At 55.5% G+C, this 20,994-nt stretch carries 17 protein-coding genes, 4 tRNA genes and 2 rRNA genes; all 23 read left to right on the plus strand.

Annotated elements, in window-relative coordinates:
* Positions 1–144 (plus strand): 23S ribosomal RNA (locus AC1DWG_RS14345); the annotation flags it as partial.
* Between the two features lie 158 nt (positions 145–302).
* Positions 303–418: ribosomal RNA gene (rrf, locus tag AC1DWG_RS14350) — 5S ribosomal RNA — on the plus strand.
* Positions 419–553: 135 nt separating this feature from the next.
* A complete protein-coding gene (birA, locus tag AC1DWG_RS14355) occupies positions 554–1,513 on the plus strand; it encodes a bifunctional biotin--[acetyl-CoA-carboxylase] ligase/biotin operon repressor BirA (RefSeq protein WP_477763708.1) in 960 nt (319 codons plus the stop codon).
* Positions 1,503–2,252 (plus strand): pantothenate kinase, encoded by a 750-nt coding sequence (locus tag AC1DWG_RS14360; protein WP_477756580.1) that lies wholly within the window; start codon positions 1,503–1,505, stop codon positions 2,250–2,252. The genes birA and AC1DWG_RS14360 overlap by 11 nt, the downstream gene beginning before the upstream one ends.
* Positions 2,253–2,259: 7 nt before the next feature.
* Positions 2,260–2,700 carry a hypothetical protein gene (locus AC1DWG_RS14365; protein WP_477763707.1) on the plus strand — a complete coding sequence of 147 codons (441 nt, stop codon included), beginning with the start codon at positions 2,260–2,262 and terminating at the stop codon, positions 2,698–2,700.
* Between the two features lie 143 nt (positions 2,701–2,843).
* Positions 2,844–2,928 (plus strand) — tRNA-Tyr (locus tag AC1DWG_RS14370).
* A gap of 24 nt (positions 2,929–2,952) precedes the next feature.
* A tRNA-Gly gene (locus AC1DWG_RS14375) sits at positions 2,953–3,026 on the plus strand.
* A 26-nt stretch (positions 3,027–3,052) separates the two neighbouring features.
* Positions 3,053–3,128 (plus strand) — tRNA-Thr (locus AC1DWG_RS14380).
* A 174-nt stretch (positions 3,129–3,302) separates the two neighbouring features.
* A tRNA-Trp gene (locus AC1DWG_RS14385) sits at positions 3,303–3,378 on the plus strand.
* Positions 3,379–3,423: 45 nt separating this feature from the next.
* Positions 3,424–3,792 carry a preprotein translocase subunit SecE gene (secE, locus tag AC1DWG_RS14390; RefSeq protein ID WP_046041610.1) on the plus strand — a complete coding sequence of 123 codons (369 nt, stop codon included), beginning with the start codon at positions 3,424–3,426 and terminating at the stop codon, positions 3,790–3,792.
* Positions 3,793–3,801: 9 nt separating this feature from the next.
* Entirely contained in the window at positions 3,802–4,335 is a 534-nt protein-coding gene (nusG, locus tag AC1DWG_RS14395; protein WP_477787934.1) for a transcription termination/antitermination protein NusG, read from the plus strand.
* Between the two features lie 117 nt (positions 4,336–4,452).
* On the plus strand, positions 4,453–4,884 hold the full coding sequence (rplK, locus tag AC1DWG_RS14400) for a 50S ribosomal protein L11 (RefSeq protein WP_007933726.1): 432 nt from the start codon (positions 4,453–4,455) through the stop codon (positions 4,882–4,884).
* Positions 4,884–5,579: a 50S ribosomal protein L1 gene (gene rplA, locus AC1DWG_RS14405; RefSeq protein WP_003186095.1), complete on the plus strand. Its 696-nt coding sequence runs from the start codon at positions 4,884–4,886 to the stop codon at positions 5,577–5,579. Before rplK ends, rplA begins: the two co-directional genes overlap by 1 nt.
* 198 nt (positions 5,580–5,777) lie before the next feature.
* Positions 5,778–6,278, plus strand: coding sequence for a 50S ribosomal protein L10 (gene rplJ / locus AC1DWG_RS14410; RefSeq protein WP_007970413.1), 501 nt, complete (start codon positions 5,778–5,780; stop codon positions 6,276–6,278).
* Between the two features lie 75 nt (positions 6,279–6,353).
* Positions 6,354–6,719, plus strand: coding sequence for a 50S ribosomal protein L7/L12 (rplL, locus tag AC1DWG_RS14415; RefSeq protein WP_108218340.1), 366 nt, complete (start codon positions 6,354–6,356; stop codon positions 6,717–6,719).
* A gap of 220 nt (positions 6,720–6,939) precedes the next feature.
* Positions 6,940–11,013: a DNA-directed RNA polymerase subunit beta gene (gene rpoB, locus AC1DWG_RS14420; protein WP_108218341.1), complete on the plus strand. Its 4,074-nt coding sequence runs from the start codon at positions 6,940–6,942 to the stop codon at positions 11,011–11,013.
* A gap of 64 nt (positions 11,014–11,077) precedes the next feature.
* Positions 11,078–15,277 carry a DNA-directed RNA polymerase subunit beta' gene (gene rpoC, locus AC1DWG_RS14425; RefSeq protein WP_347909400.1) on the plus strand — a complete coding sequence of 1,400 codons (4,200 nt, stop codon included), beginning with the start codon at positions 11,078–11,080 and terminating at the stop codon, positions 15,275–15,277.
* A 216-nt stretch (positions 15,278–15,493) separates the two neighbouring features.
* The gene (rpsL, locus tag AC1DWG_RS14430; protein WP_003186084.1) at positions 15,494–15,865 is read left to right on the plus strand and encodes a 30S ribosomal protein S12; all 372 of its coding nucleotides are present in this window, start codon (positions 15,494–15,496) and stop codon (positions 15,863–15,865) included.
* A 108-nt stretch (positions 15,866–15,973) separates the two neighbouring features.
* A complete protein-coding gene (gene rpsG / locus AC1DWG_RS14435) occupies positions 15,974–16,447 on the plus strand; it encodes a 30S ribosomal protein S7 (protein WP_007994653.1) in 474 nt (157 codons plus the stop codon).
* Positions 16,448–16,477: 30 nt separating this feature from the next.
* Positions 16,478–18,583: an elongation factor G gene (fusA, locus tag AC1DWG_RS14440; protein ID WP_007994652.1), complete on the plus strand. Its 2,106-nt coding sequence runs from the start codon at positions 16,478–16,480 to the stop codon at positions 18,581–18,583.
* A gap of 30 nt (positions 18,584–18,613) precedes the next feature.
* Positions 18,614–19,807 carry an elongation factor Tu gene (gene tuf, locus AC1DWG_RS14445; protein WP_008053875.1) on the plus strand — a complete coding sequence of 398 codons (1,194 nt, stop codon included), beginning with the start codon at positions 18,614–18,616 and terminating at the stop codon, positions 19,805–19,807.
* Between the two features lie 157 nt (positions 19,808–19,964).
* Positions 19,965–20,276: a 30S ribosomal protein S10 gene (gene rpsJ / locus AC1DWG_RS14450; protein ID WP_003186070.1), complete on the plus strand. Its 312-nt coding sequence runs from the start codon at positions 19,965–19,967 to the stop codon at positions 20,274–20,276.
* An 80-nt stretch (positions 20,277–20,356) separates the two neighbouring features.
* Positions 20,357–20,992: a 50S ribosomal protein L3 gene (gene rplC, locus AC1DWG_RS14455; RefSeq protein WP_003186059.1), complete on the plus strand. Its 636-nt coding sequence runs from the start codon at positions 20,357–20,359 to the stop codon at positions 20,990–20,992.
* The last annotated feature ends 2 nt before the right edge of the window (positions 20,993–20,994 follow it).

The raw sequence follows: 20,994 nt of genomic DNA on the forward strand, positions 1-20,994 counted from the left end.
GGGAAACTTGCCTCAAGATGAGATCTCACTGGGACCTTGAGTCCCCTGAAGGGCCGTCGAAGACTACGACGTTGATAGGTTGGGTGTGTAAGCGCTGTGAGGCGTTGAGCTAACCAATACTAATTGCCCGTGAGGCTTGACCATATAACACCCAAGCAATTTGACTACTCGAAAGAGCATCAGATTGCGGTGTGTGAAGACGAAAATGAACCGAAAGTTCGAGGCTCACAAAACACCGAAAGCTATCACCTACCCAATTTGCTGAAGCGAGGCCATCTGGTCACGACTCAGTACCCGAATTTCTTGACGACCATAGAGCATTGGAACCACCTGATCCCATCCCGAACTCAGCAGTGAAACGATGCATCGCCGATGGTAGTGTGGGGTTTCCCCATGTGAGAGTAGGTCATCGTCAAGATTAAATTCCGAAACCCCAATTGCGAAAGCAGTTGGGGTTTTGTTTTTGTCCGCAGGAAAGCCACGGCTGCTGGATTTCTATGCAATCGCTCGATGCGTGGCTATCATGCGGGCCTCATTGTGAGGCGAGACCTGCATGCTGACGTTGTTAAAGCTTCTTAAAGATGGCCGATTCCATTCGGGTCAAGCATTGGGCGCCGCCCTGGGCGTCAGTCGTAGTGCTGTGTGGAAGCAGCTTCAGCATTTGGAAGCTGAGCTGGGTTTGTCTATTCATAAAGTTCGTGGGCGCGGCTATCAATTGTCCGCGCCATTAGCGCTGCTCGATCCTGCCGAGATAAGCGCTCAGGCGCATTCTTGCGCCTGGCCCGTCCAGGTTTACGACTCAATCGACTCCACGAACGCCGAGGCACTGCGTGCTATCGAGCGGGGGCAAGCGGCACCGTTTGTGGTGCTTTCGGAGCGGCAGACGGCCGGGCGCGGGCGACGTGGTCGCAAGTGGGTCAGTCCATTCGCAGAAAATGTCTATTACAGCCTCGTGCTACGCATTGATGGTGGGATGCGTCAGTTGGAGGGCTTGAGTCTCGTCGTTGGACTCGCTGTCTTGCAGGCGTTGCGTGAGCTCGGTATTGCAGCCGCTGGATTGAAATGGCCTAACGATGTTCTTGTAGGCCAGAAAAAAATCGCGGGAATATTGCTGGAGTTGGTTGGTGATCCTGCTGATGTGTGCCACGTGGTCCTGGGAGTGGGAATCAATGTGAACATGCAGTCCGCTGACGAGGTGGACCAGCAATGGACATCCCTGCGGCTCGAGTCAGGCAAATTGTTTGATCGCAACCAATTGGTTGCGGTGCTGGGGGAGATGCTGCAGCGATACCTCGCTCGTCACCAAGCGGGTGGTTTTTTGGCCATCCAGTCAGAGTGGGAGCAAAATCACCTGTGGCAGGGGCGAAGCGTGTCGTTGATTGCCGGCGTCAATCAAATTGATGGTGAGGTGCTTGGTATTGATGGCCAAGGCGCCTTGCGCCTGAAGGTGGATGGTGTGGAGAAAGTCTTCAGTGGTGGTGAATTGAGCCTGAGGTTGCGTGATGATTCTTGAGCTCGATTGTGGGAATAGTTTCATCAAGTGGCGCGTGCTTGCCGCTAATGCTGGGCAGGTGCTTGGTGAGGGGGTCGTCGATTCCAATCTCGCATTGCTTGAGGGGTTGGGGAGGCTCAAAGGGCTTGCCCTTACGTTTTGCCGGCTGGTGAGCGTCAGGACCGCGGAGGAAACCGCTGCGCTGACGTCGTTGCTGAGGGATGCCTTTGATGTGCCGGTTGTGTGCGCATCGCCTGCGCGCGAAATGTCAGGCGTGCGCAATGGGTATGAGGAGTTTGAGCGGCTGGGTCTGGATCGGTGGCTGGCAATGCTTGGAGGCTTTCATCTGGCTTCAGGTGCGTGCCTGGTGCTCGACTTCGGTACGGCCGTGACTGCTGACTTTATCGCGGCGGATGGAGAGCACTTGGGTGGTTTCATTTGTCCGGGGATGCCGTTGATGCGCAACCAATTGCGCACCCACACTCGCAAAATTCGTTATGGGGACCTGGCGGCTGAGCAGGCTCTGGAGAATCTTGTTCCAGGTCGCGCGACTGTTGAGGCTGTAGAGCGTGGCTGTTTGTTGATGTTGCGCGGCTTCGTATTGACTCAGCTCGAGTTGGCGCGCACCTACTGGGGTGAGGGCTTTGTCGTGTTTCTCACCGGGGGAGATGCGAGCCTGGTTTCTGAGGTCGTGCCTCAGGCCAGGGTAGTTCCGGACTTGGTGTTCGTCGGATTGGCCATGGCCTGTCCCTTGTCCTGAGGTTTTTATGCGTTGGTTGTTTCTGCTGCTGCTTGTCCTCAATGGCTTCTACTACATTTGGCATCAACAAGAGGCTCCTCTGCGCGCGAAGGATGTCACGCCTTTGAGTCTGTATCGCGGGGCTCAACAAGATATCCGCTTGTTGAGCGAGGCAAGTGACGTCTCCAAAGACAAGGGTAAGGCTGTCTCGACAGACAATGGCTGCCTTTATCTGGGCGGCTATACGCGCCAGGAGGCCGCGCAGGCGGTTGAGCGTCGTTTGAGCGGGATGGAGGTCAAGTATCAGTCCCTGCCGAAAGCTGCGACAGAAGGGGCAGGGTATTGGGTGCGTATCGCACCGGAAAGCCGGCGTTGGCTGGACGATTTGCAGCTGCAAAACCTTTCTAAAGAATTCAATGAGTTAAAACATAAAATAATGCCGTGCGAGGGGGTTGCACCCACCGAATAGTTTGCATAGAATGGCGCCCGCTCCACAGCGAACACCGGAAACGGTTAACGGTGTGAAGCGAGGTCAACGCAGCTAAGCTCAGGTTTTTAATGAGAAAAATGCTTGACAGAAGGCTGGCATGATGTAGAATGCCGGCTCGCTTAGGAGGGGTTCCCGAGCGGCCAAAGGGATCAGACTGTAAATCTGACGTCTACGACTTCGAAGGTTCGAATCCTTCCCCCTCCACCATTTTTAGCGAGAGCTGTAAGCCTCGCGGGTATAGTTTAGTGGTAGAACCTCAGCCTTCCAAGCTGATGATGCGGGTTCGATTCCCGCTACCCGCTCCAAGTTTACAGGTTTTGCAAAGTGTTACGCTCTTGTAGCTCAGTTGGTAGAGCACACCCTTGGTAAGGGTGAGGTCAGCGGTTCAAATCCGCTCAAGAGCTCCATATAACAAGGCAGATATGAAAATATCTGCCTTTGTTTTAGGTGGTAGTGGTTGCGCCTGATTGTGTTTCTGAAGGTTGCTGGTGTCATGAATGCCGGTGTTGCAGCCAAGGTTGCCTGGTAAGTGTTGTAAAGTCTTTTTCGGGTCGGCATAATGGTCGGCCTGATTTTGTTTTAGGTCAGTAGCTCAATTGGCAGAGCGACGGTCTCCAAAACCGTAGGTTGGGGGTTCGATTCCCTCCTGACCTGCCAGATTCACTCGGTGTGTCTGGCTTTCTTTTCACAGGATCTTCATAGATGACTCCTAAAGCTGAAGCTCAAGGCTCTCGTTTCGACCTCCTCAAGTGGCTTGTAGTAGTCGTTCTGGTGGTTGTTGGCGTTGTTGGCAATCAGTACTTTTCTGCTTCGCCGATCCTGTACCGCGTACTCGCATTGCTTGCTATTGCTGCCGTAGCTGCCTTTGTAGGCCTGCAGACGGTCAAGGGCAAGTCTTTCTTTGTACTGGTTAAGGAAGCGCGCACCGAAATTCGTAAAGTCGTTTGGCCAACTCGCCAAGAAACCACGCAGACCACGTTGATCGTTGTGGCTGTTGTCCTGGTTATGGCGTTGCTGTTGTGGGGGCTTGATTCCCTGCTCGGCTGGCTTGTTTCCTTGATCGTCGGCTAAGGGTGTCCCGTGGCTAAGCGTTGGTATGTTGTGCATGCTTACTCCGGTTACGAGAAGCATGTAATGCGCTCGCTGATCGAGCGCGTAAAGCTGGCCGGTATGGAAGATGGCTTCGGCGAGATTCTGGTTCCCACTGAAGAAGTGGTTGAAATGCGCAATGGCCAGAAGCRCAAAAGCGAACGCAAATTCTTCCCTGGCTATGTGCTGGTGCAGATGGATATGAACGAGGGTACTTGGCACTTGGTCAAGGATACTCCTCGGGTGATGGGTTTCATTGGTGGTACTGCCGATAAGCCTGCGCCAATCACCGATAAAGAAGCAGAAGCGATTCTGCGCCGCGTTGCCGATGGCAGCGACAAGCCGAAGCCGAAGACGTTGTTCGAGCCGGGTGAGTCGGTGCGTGTCAATGATGGTCCGTTCGCAGACTTTACCGGTGTTGTTGAAGAAGTTAACTACGAAAAGAGCCGGATCCAGGTCGCAGTGCTCATTTTCGGTCGCTCTACTCCGGTGGAGCTCGAGTTCAGCCAGGTCGAAAAGGTCTAGTTGAACAAAAATCCCAACCCCGCAGCCGTAGGCTGTGGGGTTTTGTCGTCACTGGGATAAACGCGCAAGTAACCGGGGAGCCTCTCGAGGCGTTCGAACCCGTAATTGGAGTGCCTCATGGCCAAGAAGATTACCGCTTACATCAAGCTGCAAGTGAAGGCCGCTCAGGCTAACCCAAGCCCACCTGTTGGTCCTGCTCTGGGTCAGCACGGCGTGAACATCATGGAATTCTGCAAGGCTTTCAACGCCCGTACTCAGGGTCTTGAGCCAGGTCTGCCGACTCCAGTGATCATCACTGTCTACAGCGACCGTAGCTTCACTTTCGAAACCAAATCCACCCCTGCTTCGGTTCTGCTGAAGAAGGCGGCCGGTCTGACCAGCGGTTCCGCTCGTCCGAACACCGTTAAGGTTGGCACCGTGACTCGTGCTCAGCTGGAAGAAATCGCGAAAACCAAAAACGCGGATCTGACTGCAGCTGATATGGAAGCAGCCGTGCGTACTATCGCCGGTTCTGCTCGTAGCATGGGCCTTAACGTGGAGGGTGTGTAATGGCTAAGCTGACCAAGCGTCAAAAGGCTATCGCCGGCAAAATCGAAGCAGGCAAGGCCTACAACTTTGTAGACGCCGCTGCCCTGCTGGCTGAGCTGTCGACTGTCAAGTTCAGCGAGTCGTTCGACGTAGCTGTAAACCTGGGTGTTGACCCGCGTAAATCCGACCAGGTCGTTCGTAGCGCTACTGTGCTGCCACACGGCACTGGCAAGACCGTTCGCGTTGCTGTGTTCACCCAGGGTCCAGCTGCTGAAGCCGCTCTGGCTGCCGGCGCTGACCGCGTAGGCATGGACGACCTGGCTGCCGAAATGAAAGGCGGCGACCTGAACTATGACGTAGTGATCGCATCCCCGGATGCAATGCGCGTTGTAGGTCAGTTGGGTCAGATCCTCGGTCCACGTGGCCTGATGCCTAACCCTAAAGTCGGCACCGTAACTCCAGACGTAGCTACCGCGGTTAAAAACGCCAAGGCTGGTCAGGTTCGTTATCGCACCGACAAAAACGGCATCATCCACACTTCCGTTGGCAAGATCGGCTTCGACGCCGTCAAGCTGAAGGAAAACGTTGAAGCCCTGATCGCTGATCTGAAGCGTATCAAGCCAGCTTCCTCGAAAGGCATTTACGTCAAGCGCGTTACCCTGAGCACCACTATGGGCCCAGGTCTGGTCATCGACCAAAGCTCGCTCGACGCGTAAGACACAGATTGGCGCGAGCGATCGCGCCAATTGAAAAATTGGGGTCCCTGCCTGGCGGGGGCTATCCAAGACCGTAGGCGACGCAAGTCTTAAACCACAAGCCTACGCAGATGGTGCTCCCGGTTCCTTACCGAATCAGACACCAAAACGACATCCGGTTTCGACCAGATGAAACGGTAACAAGCAGGAGTTAAACCCGTGGCAATTAAACTCGAAGACAAGAAGGCCATCGTCGCTGAAGTCAACGAGGCTGCCAAAGTCGCTCTGTCCGCTGTCGTGGCTGATGCCCGTGGCGTAACAGTAGGCGCGATGACCGGACTCCGTAAAGAGGCTCGTGAAGCTGGCGTTTACGTACGTGTTGTACGTAACACCCTGCTCAAGCGCGCTGTTGCTGACACTGAATTCAGTGTCCTCAACGACGTGTTCACTGGCCCTACCCTGATTGCGTTCTCCAAAGAACATCCAGGCGCTGCTGCCCGGATCTTCAAGGAATTCGCAAAGGGTCAGGACAAGTTCGAGATCAAGGCAGCTGCGTTCGAGGGCAAGTTCCTCGCAGCTAACCAAATCGACGTACTGGCAACTCTGCCGACCCGTGACGAAGCAATTTCTCAGCTGATGAGCGTGATTCAAGGCGCTACCAGCAAATTGGCTCGTACTCTGGCGGCAATTCGCGACCAGAAAGAAGCTGCTGCAGCCTAAGGCTCGTCAACTTCTCGCGTTTTTTGTTTTTTTCGATGGTCGCGTAGGCCGTCCCCAATATCAGGAATTAGATTCATGTCTATCTCTCAGAACGATATCCTTGAAGCAGTTGGCAACATGTCCGTAATGGAAGTTGTTGAGCTGATCAAAGCTTTCGAAGAAAAATTCGGCGTTACCGCTGCTGCTGCTTCGGCTGGTCCAGCTGCTGCTGCCGCTGTTGTTGAAGAGCAAACTGAATTCAACGTCATGCTGCTGGAAGCTGGCGAGAAGAAAGTTAACGTGATCAAGGCAGTACGTGAACTGACCGGTCTGGGCCTGAAAGAAGCCAAGGCTGTCGTTGACGGTGCTCCTGCCATGGTTCTGGAAGCAGTGACCAAAGATGCAGGCGACAAAGCCAAAGCAACTCTGGAAGAAGCAGGCGCTAAAGTCGAGCTGAAGTAAGCATCGACTTTGCTCCTCCAGCCCGAGCGTTAAGCGACAGGCTGATGGCTGGTGGCTCTTGCCACCGGCCTTTTTCCGTTACTGGCAGCCGATTCGGTCGGTGCCGATAACGTGCTGTAACCACCCGATGCGGTGGCGCAAACCATGGGGTTTGCACGATTTTCTGGCTGCTCCCGTCGGGAGGGGCCAAACAAGCAGGTGACCAAGCTGGGGAACGCTGATGGCTTACTCATATACTGAGAAAAAACGTATCCGCAAGGACTTTAGCAAGTTGCCGGACGTCATGGATGTGCCGTACCTTCTGGCCATCCAGCTGGATTCGTATCGTGAATTCTTGCAAGCGGGAGCGACTAAAGATCAGTTCCGCGACGTGGGCCTGCATGCGGCCTTCAAATCCGTTTTCCCGATCATCAGCTACTCCGGCAATGCTGCGCTGGAGTACGTCGGTTATCGCTTGGGCGAACCGGCATTTGATGTCAAAGAATGCGTATTGCGCGGTGTAACTTACGCCGTACCTTTGCGGGTAAAAGTGCGCCTGATCATTTTCGACAAAGAATCGTCGAACAAAGCGATCAAGGACATCAAAGAGCAAGAAGTCTACATGGGTGAAATCCCCCTGATGACTGAAAACGGTACCTTCGTAATCAACGGTACCGAGCGTGTAATCGTTTCCCAGCTGCACCGTTCCCCGGGCGTGTTCTTCGACCACGACCGTGGCAAGACGCACAGCTCCGGTAAACTGCTGTACTCCGCACGCATCATTCCTTACCGCGGTTCGTGGCTGGACTTCGAGTTCGACCCGAAAGACTGCGTGTTCGTGCGTATCGACCGTCGTCGCAAGCTACCTGCCTCGGTACTGCTGCGCGCGCTGGGTTATACCACTGAAGAAGTGCTGGACGCGTTCTACACCACCAACGTATTCCACGTGAAGGGCGAGACCCTGAGCCTGGAACTGGTGCCTCAGCGCCTGCGCGGTGAAATCGCCGTCCTCGATATTCTGGATGACAAAGGCAAGGTTATTGTCGAGCAAGGTCGTCGTATCACTGCTCGCCACATCAACCAGCTGGAAAAAGCCGGGATCAAAGAGCTGGATGTGCCTCTGGACTACGTCCTGGGTCGTACAACCGCCAAGGTCATCGTGCATCCGGCAACCGGCGAAATCCTGGCAGAGTGCAACACCGAGCTGAACACCGAGATCCTGGCCAAAATCGCCAAGGCTCAGGTTGTTCGCATCGAAACTCTGTACACCAACGATATCGACTGCGGTCCGTTCGTCTCCGACACCCTGAAGATCGACTCCACCAGCAACCAACTGGAAGCGCTGGTCGAGATCTATCGCATGATGCGTCCTGGCGAGCCGCCAACCAAAGACGCTGCCGAGACCCTGTTCAACAACCTGTTCTTCAGCCCTGAGCGCTATGACCTGTCTGCGGTCGGCCGGATGAAGTTCAACCGTCGTATCGGTCGTACCGAGATCGAAGGTTCGGGCGTGCTGTGCAAGGAAGACATCGTCGCGGTACTGAAGACCCTGGTCGACATCCGCAACGGTAAAGGCATCGTCGATGACATCGACCACCTGGGTAACCGTCGTGTTCGCTGCGTAGGCGAAATGGCCGAGAACCAGTTCCGCGTTGGCCTGGTACGTGTTGAGCGTGCGGTCAAAGAGCGCCTGTCGATGGCTGAAAGCGAAGGCCTGATGCCGCAAGACCTGATCAACGCCAAGCCAGTGGCTGCGGCGGTGAAAGAGTTCTTCGGTTCCAGCCAGCTGTCCCAGTTCATGGACCAGAACAACCCGCTGTCCGAGATCACCCACAAGCGTCGTGTTTCTGCACTCGGCCCTGGCGGTCTGACTCGTGAGCGTGCCGGCTTCGAAGTTCGTGACGTACACCCGACGCACTACGGTCGTGTTTGCCCGATCGAAACGCCGGAAGGTCCGAACATCGGTCTGATCAACTCCCTGGCCGCTTATGCGCGCACCAACCAGTACGGCTTCCTCGAGAGCCCGTACCGTGTGGTGAAAGACGCTCTGGTCACCGACGAGATCGTGTTCCTGTCCGCTATCGAAGAAGCTGATCACGTGATCGCTCAGGCCTCGGCCACGATGAACGACAAGAAAGTCCTGATCGACGAACTGGTAGCTGTTCGTCACTTGAACGAATTCACCGTCAAGGCGCCGGAAGACGTCACCTTGATGGACGTATCGCCGAAGCAGGTAGTTTCGGTTGCTGCGTCGCTGATTCCGTTCCTCGAGCACGACGACGCCAACCGTGCGTTGATGGGTTCGAACATGCAGCGTCAAGCTGTACCAACCCTGCGCGCTGACAAGCCGCTGGTAGGTACCGGCATGGAGCGTAACGTAGCCCGTGACTCCGGCGTTTGCGTCGTGGCTCGTCGTGGCGGCGTGATCGACTCCGTCGACGCCAGCCGTATCGTGGTTCGTGTTGCCGATGACGAAGTTGAAACCGGCGAAGCTGGTGTCGACATCTACAACCTGACCAAATACACCCGCTCCAACCAGAACACCTGCATCAACCAGCGTCCGCTGGTGCGTAAGGGTGATCGGGTGCAGCGTAGCGACATCATGGCCGACGGCCCGTCCACCGACATGGGTGAACTGGCACTGGGTCAGAACATGCGCATCGCGTTCATGGCATGGAACGGCTTCAACTTCGAAGACTCCATCTGCCTTTCCGAGCGTGTTGTTCAGGAAGACCGCTTCACCACGATCCACATCCAGGAACTGACCTGTGTGGCCCGTGACACCAAGCTTGGCCCAGAGGAAATCACTGCCGACATCCCGAACGTGGGTGAAGCGGCACTGAACAAGCTGGACGAAGCCGGTATCGTTTACGTAGGTGCCGAAGTTGGCGCAGGCGACATCCTGGTCGGTAAGGTCACTCCGAAAGGCGAGACCCAACTGACTCCGGAAGAAAAACTGCTGCGTGCGATCTTCGGTGAAAAAGCCAGCGACGTTAAAGACACCTCCCTGCGTGTACCTACCGGTACCAAAGGTACTGTCATCGACGTACAGGTCTTCACCCGCGACGGCGTTGAGCGTGATGCTCGTGCCCTGTCGATCGAGAAGTCCCAGCTGGACGAGATCCGCAAGGACCTGAACGAAGAGTTCCGCATCGTTGAAGGTGCTACTTTCGAACGTCTGCGTTCCGCTCTGGTCGGCCATAAAGCCGAAGGCGGCGCCGGTCTGAAGAAAGGCCAGGACATCACCGACGAAGTTCTCGACGGTCTCGAGCACGGCCAGTGGTTCAAACTGCGCATGGCTGAAGATGCTCTGAACGAGCAGCTCGAGAAGGCTCAGGCCTACATCGTTGATCGTCGCCGTCTGCTGGACGACAAGTTCGAAGACAAGAAGCGCAAACTGCAGCAGGGCGATGACCTGGCTCCAGGCGTGCTGAAAATCGTCAAGGTCTACCTGGCAATCCGTCGTCGCATCCAGCCGGGCGACAAGATGGCCGGTCGTCACGGTAACAAGGGTGTGGTCTCCGTGATCATGCCGGTTGAAGACATGCCGCACGATGCCAATGGCACCCCGGTAGACGTCGTCCTCAACCCGTTGGGCGTACCTTCGCGTATGAACGTCGGTCAGATCCTTGAAACCCACCTGGGCCTCGCGGCCAAAGGTCTGGGCGAGAAGATCAACCGCATGATTGAAGAGCAGCGCAAAGTTGCCGAGCTGCGCAAGTTCCTGCACGAGATCTATAACGAGATCGGCGGTCGTCAGGAAAGCCTCGATGACTTCTCGGACCAGGAAATCCTGGATCTGGCTCAAAACCTGCGTGGCGGCGTTCCAATGGCCACTCCAGTGTTCGACGGTGCCAAGGAAAGCGAAATCAAGGCCATGCTGAAACTGGCAGACCTGCCAGAAAGCGGCCAGATGCAGCTGACCGACGGCCGTACCGGCAACAAGTTCGAGCGCCCGGTTACCGTTGGCTACATGTACATGCTGAAGCTGAACCACTTGGTAGACGACAAGATGCACGCTCGTTCTACCGGTTCGTACAGCCTGGTTACCCAGCAGCCGCTGGGTGGTAAGGCGCAGTTCGGTGGTCAGCGTTTCGGGGAGATGGAGGTCTGGGCACTGGAAGCATACGGTGCCGCTTACACTCTGCAAGAAATGCTCACAGTGAAGTCGGACGATGTGAACGGCCGTACCAAGATGTACAAAAACATCGTGGATGGCGATCACCGTATGGAGCCGGGCATGCCCGAGTCCTTCAACGTGTTGATCAAGGAAATTCGTTCCCTCGGCATCGATATCGATCTGGAAACCGAATAACACGTGACGCGAATCGAGAGCGGGGCAGGATTGCCCGCTCTCTGCTCCGCCAGGAGGAAAGGCCTTGAAAGACCTACTGAATTTGCTGAAAAACCAGGGTCAAGTCGAAGAGTTCGACGCCATCCGTATCGGATTGGCATCGCCTGAGATGATCCGTTCGTGGTCGTTCGGTGAAGTTAAAAAGCCGGAAACCATCAACTACCGTACGTTCAAGCCTGAGCGTGACGGCCTGTTCTGCGCCAAGATCTTTGGCCCGGTAAAGGATTACGAGTGCCTGTGCGGTAAGTACAAGCGCTTGAAGCACCGTGGTGTGATCTGCGAGAAGTGCGGCGTTGAAGTCGCGCTGGCAAAAGTTCGTCGTGAGCGCATGGCGCACATCGAACTGGCCTCGCCAGTTGCCCACATCTGGTTCCTGAAATCGCTGCCGTCGCGTATCGGCTTGCTGATGGACATGACCCTGCGTGATATCGAACGCGTTCTCTACTTCGAGAGCTACGTCGTTATCGATCCAGGCATGACCACCCTTGAAAAAGGTCAGCTGCTGAACGACGAGCAGTACTTCGAAGCGCTGGAAGAGTTCGGCGACGATTTCGATGCCCGCATGGGTGCCGAAGCTGTCCGCGAACTGCTGCACGCTATCGACCTGGAACACGAGATTGGTCGTCTGCGTGAAGAGATTCCGCAAACCAACTCCGAAACCAAGATCAAGAAGCTGTCCAAGCGTCTGAAGTTGATGGAAGCCTTCCAGGGTTCCGGCAACCTGCCAGAGTGGATGGTGCTGACCGTTCTGCCGGTTCTGCCGCCAGATCTGCGTCCACTGGTCCCGCTGGATGGCGGTCGCTTCGCGACTTCCGACCTCAACGATCTGTATCGTCGAGTGATCAACCGTAACAACCGCTTGAAGCGCCTGCTTGATCTGTCCGCTCCGGACATCATCGTGCGCAACGAAAAGCGTATGTTGCAGGAAGCTGTCGACGCACTGCTCGACAACGGTCGTCGTGGCCGCGCTATCACCGGTTCCAACAAGCGTCCTCTGAAATCCCTGGCTGACATGATCAAGGGTAAACAAGGTCGTTTCCGTCAGAACTTGCTCGGTAAGCGTGTTGACTACTCCGGTCGTTCGGTAATTACCGTAGGTCCGACCCTGCGTCTGCACCAGTGCGGCCTGCCGAAGAAAATGGCTCTCGAGCTGTTCAAGCCGTTCATTTTCGGCAAGCTGGAAATGCGTGGTCTGGCTACCACCATCAAGGCTGCCAAGAAGATGGTCGAGCGCGAGTTGCCTGAGGTTTGGGACGTTCTCGCTGAAGTGATCCGTGAACACCCGGTTCTCCTGAACCGTGCACCGACCCTTCACCGTCTGGGTATCCAGGCGTTTGAACCGGTACTGATCGAAGGTAAGGCTATCCAGCTGCACCCTCTGGTCTGTGCTGCGTACAACGCCGACTTCGACGGCGACCAAATGGCCGTGCACGTACCGCTGACGCTGGAAGCCCAGCTCGAAGCGCGTGCGTTGATGATGTCGACCAACAACATTCTGTCGCCAGCCAACGGTGAGCCAATCATCGTTCCGTCGCAGGACGTTGTATTGGGTCTGTACTACATGACGCGTGAAGCGATCAACGCCAAGGGCGAAGGTCGTGTGTTCGCGGATCTGCAGGAAGTTGACCGTGTGTTCCGTGCCGGCGAAGCCGCACTGCACGCCAAGGTCAAGGTGCGGATCAACGAAACCGTCAACGACCGTGATGGCGGCAGCGTGAGCAACACCCGTATCGTCGACACCACTGTCGGCCGTGCTCTGTTGTTCCAGGTTGTGCCAAAAGGTCTGTCGTACGACGTCGTCAACCTGCCGATGAAGAAAAAGGCGATCTCCAAGCTGATCAACCAGTGCTATCGCGTGGTTGGTTTGAAAGAGACTGTGATCTTCGCTGACCAGTTGATGTACACCGGTTTTGCTTATTCGACCATTTCCGGCGTTTCCATCGGTGTTAACGACTTCGTTATCCCGGATGAAAAAGCCCGAATCATCAATGCTGCTACTGATGAAGTGAAAGAGATCGAAAGCCAGTACGCCTCCGGCCTGGTAACCCAGGGCGAGAAGTACAACAAAGTGATCGACCTTTGGTCGAAAGCGAACGACGAAGTCTCCAAGGCGATGATGGCCAACCTCTCGAAAGAGAAAGTCATCGACCGTCACGGCAACGAAGTCGACCAAGAGTCTTTCAACTCGATGTACATGATGGCTGACTCGGGTGCGCGGGGTTCCGCAGCACAGATTCGTCAACTGGCCGGTATGCGTGGCCTGATGGCCAAGCCGGACGGTTCCATCATTGAAACGCCGATTACTGCGAACTTCCGTGAAGGTTTGAGCGTACTTCAGTACTTCATCTCCACTCACGGTGCTCGTAAGGGTCTTGCGGATACTGCGTTGAAAACCGCTAACTCCGGTTACCTGACTCGTCGTCTGGTAGACGTTGCACAAGATCTGGTTGTAACCGAGATCGATTGCGGCACCGAACACGGTCTGCTGATGACTCCGCACATTGAAGGCGGTGACGTTGTAGAGCCGTTGGGTGAGCGCGTATTGGGTCGAGTTATCGCCCGTGACGTATTCAAGCCAGGTACCGAGGACGTCATCGTTCCTGCCGGCACCCTGGTAGACGAGAAGTGGGTCGAGTTCATCGAGCTGAACAGCATCGACGAAGTGATCGTGCGTTCGCCGATCAGCTGCGAAACCCGCTTCGGTATTTGCGCCAAGTGCTACGGCCGCGATCTGGCTCGTGGTCACCAGGTGAACATCGGTGAAGCGGTCGGCGTTATCGCTGCCCAGTCCATCGGTGAGCCGGGTACCCAGCTGACCATGCGTACGTTCCACATCGGTGGTGCGGCAAGCCGGACCTCCGCAGCCGACAGCGTTCAGGTGAAGAATGGCGGTACCGTCCGTCTGCATAACCTGAAGCACGTTGAGCGAGTGGATGGTTGCCTGGTTGCTGTGTCCCGTTCCGGTGAGTTGGCGATCGCTGACGACTTCGGTCGTGAGCGCGAGCGTTACAAGCTGCCGTACGGTGCCGTGATTTCGGTTAAAGAAGGTGACAAGGTCGAAGCTGGCGCTATCGTGGCCAAGTGGGATCCGCACACTCACCCAATCGTTACCGAAATGAAAGGTACCGTGACCTACGTGGGCATGGAAGAAGGCATCACGATCAAGCGTCAGACTGACGAATTGACCGGTATGACCAACATTGAAGTACTTGACGCCAAAGATCGTCCAGCTGCCGGTAAGGACATCCGTCCTGCCGTGAAGATGGTCGACGACAACGGCAAGGATCTGTTGCTGCCAGGCACTGACGTTATCGCTCAGTACTTCCTGCCAGCCAACGCCCTGGTCGGTGTGGCGGATGGTGCGAAGATCGCGATCGGTGATGTTATCGCTCGTATCCCGCAAGAGACTTCGAAAACTCGCGACATTACCGGTGGTCTGCCGCGTGTTGCCGACTTGTTCGAAGCCCGTCGTCCGAAAGAAGCGTCGATTCTGGCTGAAGTCAGCGGCACCATCGCGTTCGGTAAAGAGACCAAAGGCAAGCGCCGTCTGGTCATCACCCCGAACGACGGTACCGATCCGTACGAAGAGCTGATTCCGAAGTGGCGTCACCTGAACGTGTTCGAAGGCGAACAGGTAAACCGCGGCGAAGTTATCTCCGACGGTCCGAGCGATCCACACGACATCCTGCGTCTGCTGGGTGTGAGTGCGCTGGCCAAGTACATCGTTAACGAGATCCAGGACGTTTACCGTCTGCAAGGCGTGAAGATCAACGACAAGCACATCGAGACCATCCTGCGTCAGATGCTGCGTAAAGTTGAGATCGCTGAATCCGGCGATTCCAGTTTCATCAAGGGCGACCAGATGGAATTGACTCATGTACTGGTAGAGAACGAGCGTCTGAGCGGCGAAGACAAGTTTGTCTCCAAGTTCACTCGCGTTCTGCTGGGTATCACCAAGGCGTCGTTGTCCACCGAATCGTTCATCTCGGCGGCTTCCTTCCAGGAAACCACTCGCGTACTGACTGAAGCGGCGGTAACCGGCAAGCGCGATTACCTGCGCGGCCTGAAAGAAAACGTGGTCGTGGGTCGTCTGATCCCGGCCGGTACCGGCTTGGCTTATCACAGCGAGCGTAAGCGCCGCCGTGAAGCAGACAAGCCGTTGCGCGTAAGCGCCAGTGAAGTGGAAGCTGCACTGACCGAAGCGCTGAACTCGAGCGGTAACTGAGTTCTGCGGTAAATGAGTGTGAGGCCCTGGTCGCTCCGTTCATCGAATCGAGACAATTTGTCGAGATTGGATGAGCGGGGAGGGCGGGGCCTTGCCTTGACTGGGGACAAGATCCTCTTTAGACTCTTGTACCCCTAAATTTGGCGGGAACTCGTTCCTGCCATTTTGCTTTTCTTGCAAGACAATAGCGTCGCAAGACAACAGTGGAGCTAGTAGATGGCAACTATCAACCAGCTGGTACGTCAGCCGCGTAAGCGTATCGTCGAGAAATCCGACGTGCCTGCGCTGCAGAACTGCCCGCAACGCCGTGGCGTGTGCACCCGTGTGTACACCACCACGCCGAAAAAACCTAACTCGGCACTGCGTAAAGTATGCCGTGTGCGTCTGACCAACGGTTTCGAGGTTTCCTCGTACATCGGCGGTGAAGGCCACAACCTGCAAGAGCACAGCGTGGTACTGATCCGCGGCGGTCGTGTAAAAGACTTGCCAGGTGTTCGTTACCACACCGTTCGCGGTTCGTTGGATACTTCCGGTGTTAAAGGTCGTAACCAGGGTCGTTCGAAGTACGGTACCAAGCGTCCGAAGTAATCGGCCGTTTTGCAGTTTTTAATTTTATTGAGTCGATAAGAGTAAGGTCGGGCACGCATCCATAGGAGCTGTCCCGGGCTAACCTGAAGACCGTTTGAGGGCTTATCAATGCCAAGACGTCGCGTAGCAGCCAAGCGTGAGATTCTGGACGATCCGAAATACGGAAGCCAAATCCTCGCCAAATTCATGAACCACGTAATGGAAAGCGGCAAGAAAGCCGTTGCCGAGCGTATCGTTTATGGTGCCCTGGATACCGTGAAGGCTCGTAAGGCCGGCACCGATCCCCTGGAACTCTTCGAAAAAGCACTCGACGCCATCGCTCCGCTGGTCGAAGTGAAGTCGCGCCGCGTTGGTGGTGCTACTTACCAGGTTCCGGTCGAGGTTCGTCCTTCCCGTCGTAACGCTCTGGCAATGCGCTGGTTGGTAGACTACGCCCGCAAGCGCGGCGAGAAGTCTATGGCTCTGCGTTTGGCTGGCGAACTGTTGGACGCTGCCGAAGGTAAAGGTGCTGCAGTTAAGAAGCGTGAAGACGTTCACCGTATGGCTGAAGCCAACAAGGCTTTCTCGCACTACCGCTTCTAATTTTAGCGTCACTCATTTTGCGAGGGCTTTATGGCTCGTACAACACCGATTAATCGCTACCGTAACATTGGTATCGTTGCACACGTGGATGCTGGTAAAACCACCACCACTGAGCGCGTCCTTTTTTACACTGGCAAAAGTCACAAAATGGGCGAGGTGCATGACGGCGCCGCGACCACAGACTGGATGGTGCAGGAGCAGGAGCGTGGTATTACCATTACTTCTGCTGCCATTACCGCCTTCTGGCAGGGTTCTGCGAAGCAGCACAAGGACCAGTACCGTTTCAACGTCATCGATACCCCGGGCCACGTAGACTTCACTATTGAAGTTGAACGTTCCCTGCGCGTACTCGACGGCGCGGTCGTTGTGTTCTGCGGTACTTCCGGCGTTGAGCCGCAGTCCGAAACCGTATGGCGTCAAGCCAACAAGTACGGTGTTCCACGTATCGTTTACGTGAACAAGATGGACCGTGCCGGTGCGAACTTCCTGCGTGTGATCGCTCAGATCAAGCAGCGTCTGGGTCACACTCCGGTGCCTATCCAGCTGGCTATCGGTTCCGAAGACAACTTCCAGGGTCAGATCGATCTGATGACCATGGAAGCGGTTTACTGGAACGATGCCGACAAGGGTATGACTCCTCGTCGTGAAGCTATCCCTGCTGAATTGCAGGAACTGGCTGAAGAGTGGCGCAACAACATGGTTGAGGCTGCGGCCGAAGCCAGCGAAGAGCTGATGAACAAGTACCTTGAAGGTGAAGAACTCACCATCGAGGAAATCAAGGGTGCTCTGCGTCAGCGTACTATCGCTGGTGAGATCGTTCTGGCTGTTTGCGGTTCTTCCTTCAAGAACAAGGGTGTTCCCCTGGTTCTCGACGCCGTTATCGACTACCTGCCGGCTCCAACCGACATTCCTGCCATCAAGGGTACTGACCCGGATGACGAGGAAAAGCAGATGGAGCGTCATGCAGACGACAACGAGCCGTTCTCGGCTCTGGCGTTCAAGATCGCTACCGACCCATTCGTGGGTACCTTGACTTTCGTCCGTGTTTACTCGGGCGTGTTGGCCTCCGGCGACGGCGTGATCAACTCGGTCAAAGGCAAGAAAGAGCGCGTGGGCCGTATGGTGCAGATGCACGCAAACGCCCGCGAAGAGATCAAGGAAGTACGCGCTGGTGACATCGCGGCCCTGATCGGCATGAAGGACGTCACCACTGGTGAAACCTTGTGCAACGCTGACAAGCCAATCATCCTGGTTCGCATGGACTTCCCGGAGCCGGTTATTTCGGTTGCCGTTGAGCCTAAGACCAAGGATGACCAGGAAAAAATGGGTATCGCTCTGGGCAAACTTGCTCAGGAAGACCCGTCTTTCCGCGTCAAGACTGATGAAGAGACTGGTCAAACGATCATCTCTGGCATGGGCGAGTTGCACCTGGACATCCTGGTTGACCGGATGCGCCGTGAGTTCAACGTCGAAGCCAACATCGGCAAGCCTCAGGTTTCGTATCGTGAGCGCATCACGAAGAATTGCGAAATCGAAGGCAAGTTCGTTCGTCAGTCCGGCGGTCGTGGCCAGTTCGGCCATTGCTGGATCCGTTTTGCTCCTGCTGACGAAGGTCAGGAAGGTCTGCAATTCGTGAACGAAGTAGTGGGTGGTGTGGTTCCTAAGGAATACATCCCGGCTATCCAGAAGGGTATCGAAGAGCAGATGAAGAACGGCGTAGTTGCCGGCTATCCGCTGATCGGCCTGAAGGCTACCGTGTTTGATGGTTCTTACCACGACGTCGACTCGAACGAGATGGCGTTTAAGGTGGCTGCTTCCATGGCGACCAAGCAACTGGCCCAGAAGGGCGGTGGTGAGTTGCTCGAGCCGATCATGGCGGTAGAGGTTGTTACGCCTGAAGACTATATGGGTGACGTGATGGGCGACCTTAACCGTCGTCGCGGCATGATTCTGGGTATGGAAGACACGGTCTCCGGCAAGGTGATCCGTGCTGAAGTTCCGTTGGGCGAGATGTTCGGTTATGCGACCGACGTTCGTTCGATGTCCCAGGGGCGCGCAAGCTACTCTATGGAATTCAAAAAATACAATACAGCTCCGTCGCACATCGTCGAAACTGTAACCAAAAAACAAGGCTGATTCAGTCCTTTAGGCAAGGAGTTAATTGTCGTGGCTAAAGAAAAATTTGATCGTTCCCTACCGCACGTCAACGTTGGCACCATCGGTCACGTTGACCACGGTAAAACCACTCTGACCGCAGCTCTGACTCGCGTTTGCTCCGAAGTTTTCGGTTCTGCAATCGTTGATTTCGATAAAATCGACAGCGCTCCAGAAGAAAAAGCTCGTGGTATCACCATCAACACCGCGCACGTCGAGTACAACTCGAAGATCCGTCACTACGCTCACGTTGACTGCCCAGGTCACGCTGACTATGTGAAGAACATGATCACCGGTGCTGCCCAGATGGACGGCGCGATCCTGGTTTGCTCGGCCGCTGATGGTCCGATGCCACAAACCCGTGAACACATCCTGCTGTCCCGTCAGGTAGGCGTTCCGTACATCGTGGTTTTCCTGAACAAGGCTGACCTGGTAGACGACGCTGAGCTGCTGGAACTGGTCGAGATGGAAGTTCGCGACCTGCTGTCCACCTACGACTTCCCGGGCGATGACACTCCAATCATCATCGGTTCGGCTCGTATGGCGCTGGAAGGCAAAGACGACAACGAAATGGGCACCACTGCCGTTCGTAAACTGGTTGAAACTCTGGACAGCTACATCCCAGAGCCAGAGCGTGCTATCGACAAGCCATTCCTGATGCCAATCGAAGACGTATTCTCGATCTCKGGTCGTGGTACTGTTGTGACGGGTCGTATCGAGCGCGGTATCGTTCGCGTTCAAGATGCTCTGGAAATCGTTGGTCTGCGTGACACCACCACCACCACCTGCACCGGTGTTGAAATGTTCCGCAAACTGCTCGACGAAGGTCGTGCTGGCGAGAACTGCGGCGTTCTGCTGCGTGGTACCAAGCGTGACGACGTTGAGCGTGGCCAGGTTCTGGTTAAGCCGGGTTCGGTTAAGCCGCACACCAAGTTCACCGCAGAAGTTTACGTTCTGAGCAAGGAAGAAGGCGGTCGTCACACTCCGTTCTTCAAAGGCTACCGTCCACAGTTCTACTTCCGTACTACTGACGTGACTGGTAACTGCCAGCTGCCAGAAGGCGTTGAAATGGTAATGCCAGGTGATAACATCCAGATGGAAGTTACCCTGATCAAGACCATCGCGATGGAAGACGGCCTGCGTTTCGCTATCCGTGAAGGCGGTCGTACCGTCGGCGCTGGCGTCGTAGCCAAAATCATCGAGTAAGCATCTCTTTTGAGATAGCTTCGATGCTTTGAAAAGCCCCCGCTCAGCGGGGGCTTTTTTATTGGGTTGACACCTATCTGGGGCGTCTATAGAATTGCGCCTCCTTTTAACGGGCGTATTGCGCTCGCTGGGAATAGCAGCCGGAGTCTGAAATCCAATGCAAAATCAGCAAATCCGTATCAGGTTGAAGGCTTTTGACCATCGCCTGATCGACCAATCCACCCAGGAAATCGTGGAAACCGCGAAACGTACTGGTGCACAAGTGCGTGGTCCAATTCCACTGCCTACCCGTAAAGAGCGGTTCACCGTTCTGGTCTCCCCGCACGTCAACAAAGACGCGCGTGACCAGTACGAGATCCGTACTCATAAGCGCGTACTGGACATCGTCCAGCCAACGGATAAAACCGTTGATGCACTTATGAAGCTTGATCTGGCGGCCGGTGTGGAAGTACAGATCAGCCTCGGCTAAGACTCGGTCTTAGTCGTGTAACGCTCTGAAATGGGCGGCCATAGCGGGTGAAAGCCCCGTACACTCATGAGGTTTACAACATGACTATTGGTGTAGTCGGTCGTAAATGCGGTATGACCCGTATTTTCACCGAAGAAGGTGTCTCCATTCCGGTCACGGTCATTGAGATCGAGCCGAATCGCGTCACCCAGTTCAAAACTGAAGAGACCGATGGCTATCGTGCAGTGCAAGTCACTGTCGGCGAGCGTCGTGCTTCGCGTGTAACAGCAGCTCAGGCTGGCCACTTCGCTAAAGCGAACGTTGCCGCTGGTCGTACCGTAATGGAATTCCGCCTTGAAGAAGGCGAGTACCAGGCCGGCGATCTGATCAACGCTGAAATCTTCGCCGCTGGTCAACTGGTTGATGTAACCGGTCAGTCCAAGGGTAAAGGCTTCCAGGGTACGATCAAGCGTTGGAATTTCCGCGGGCAAGATAACACCCACGGTAACTCCGTATCCCACCGCGTTCCAGGCTCTATCGGCCAGTGCCAGACTCCTGGTCGTGTATTCAAGGGCAAAAAAATGTCCGGTCATATGGGCGCTGAGCGCGTGACCGTGCAGTCCCTCGAAGTAGTGCGCGTGGACGCTGAACGCAATCTGTTGTTGGTCAAGGGCGCTGTTCCTGGCGCTACTGGCGGCAACTTGGTTGTACGTCCAGCAGCCAAGGCTCGCGGTTAAGG

It is taken from the genome of Pseudomonas sp. P4_B3, assembly GCF_056402295.1.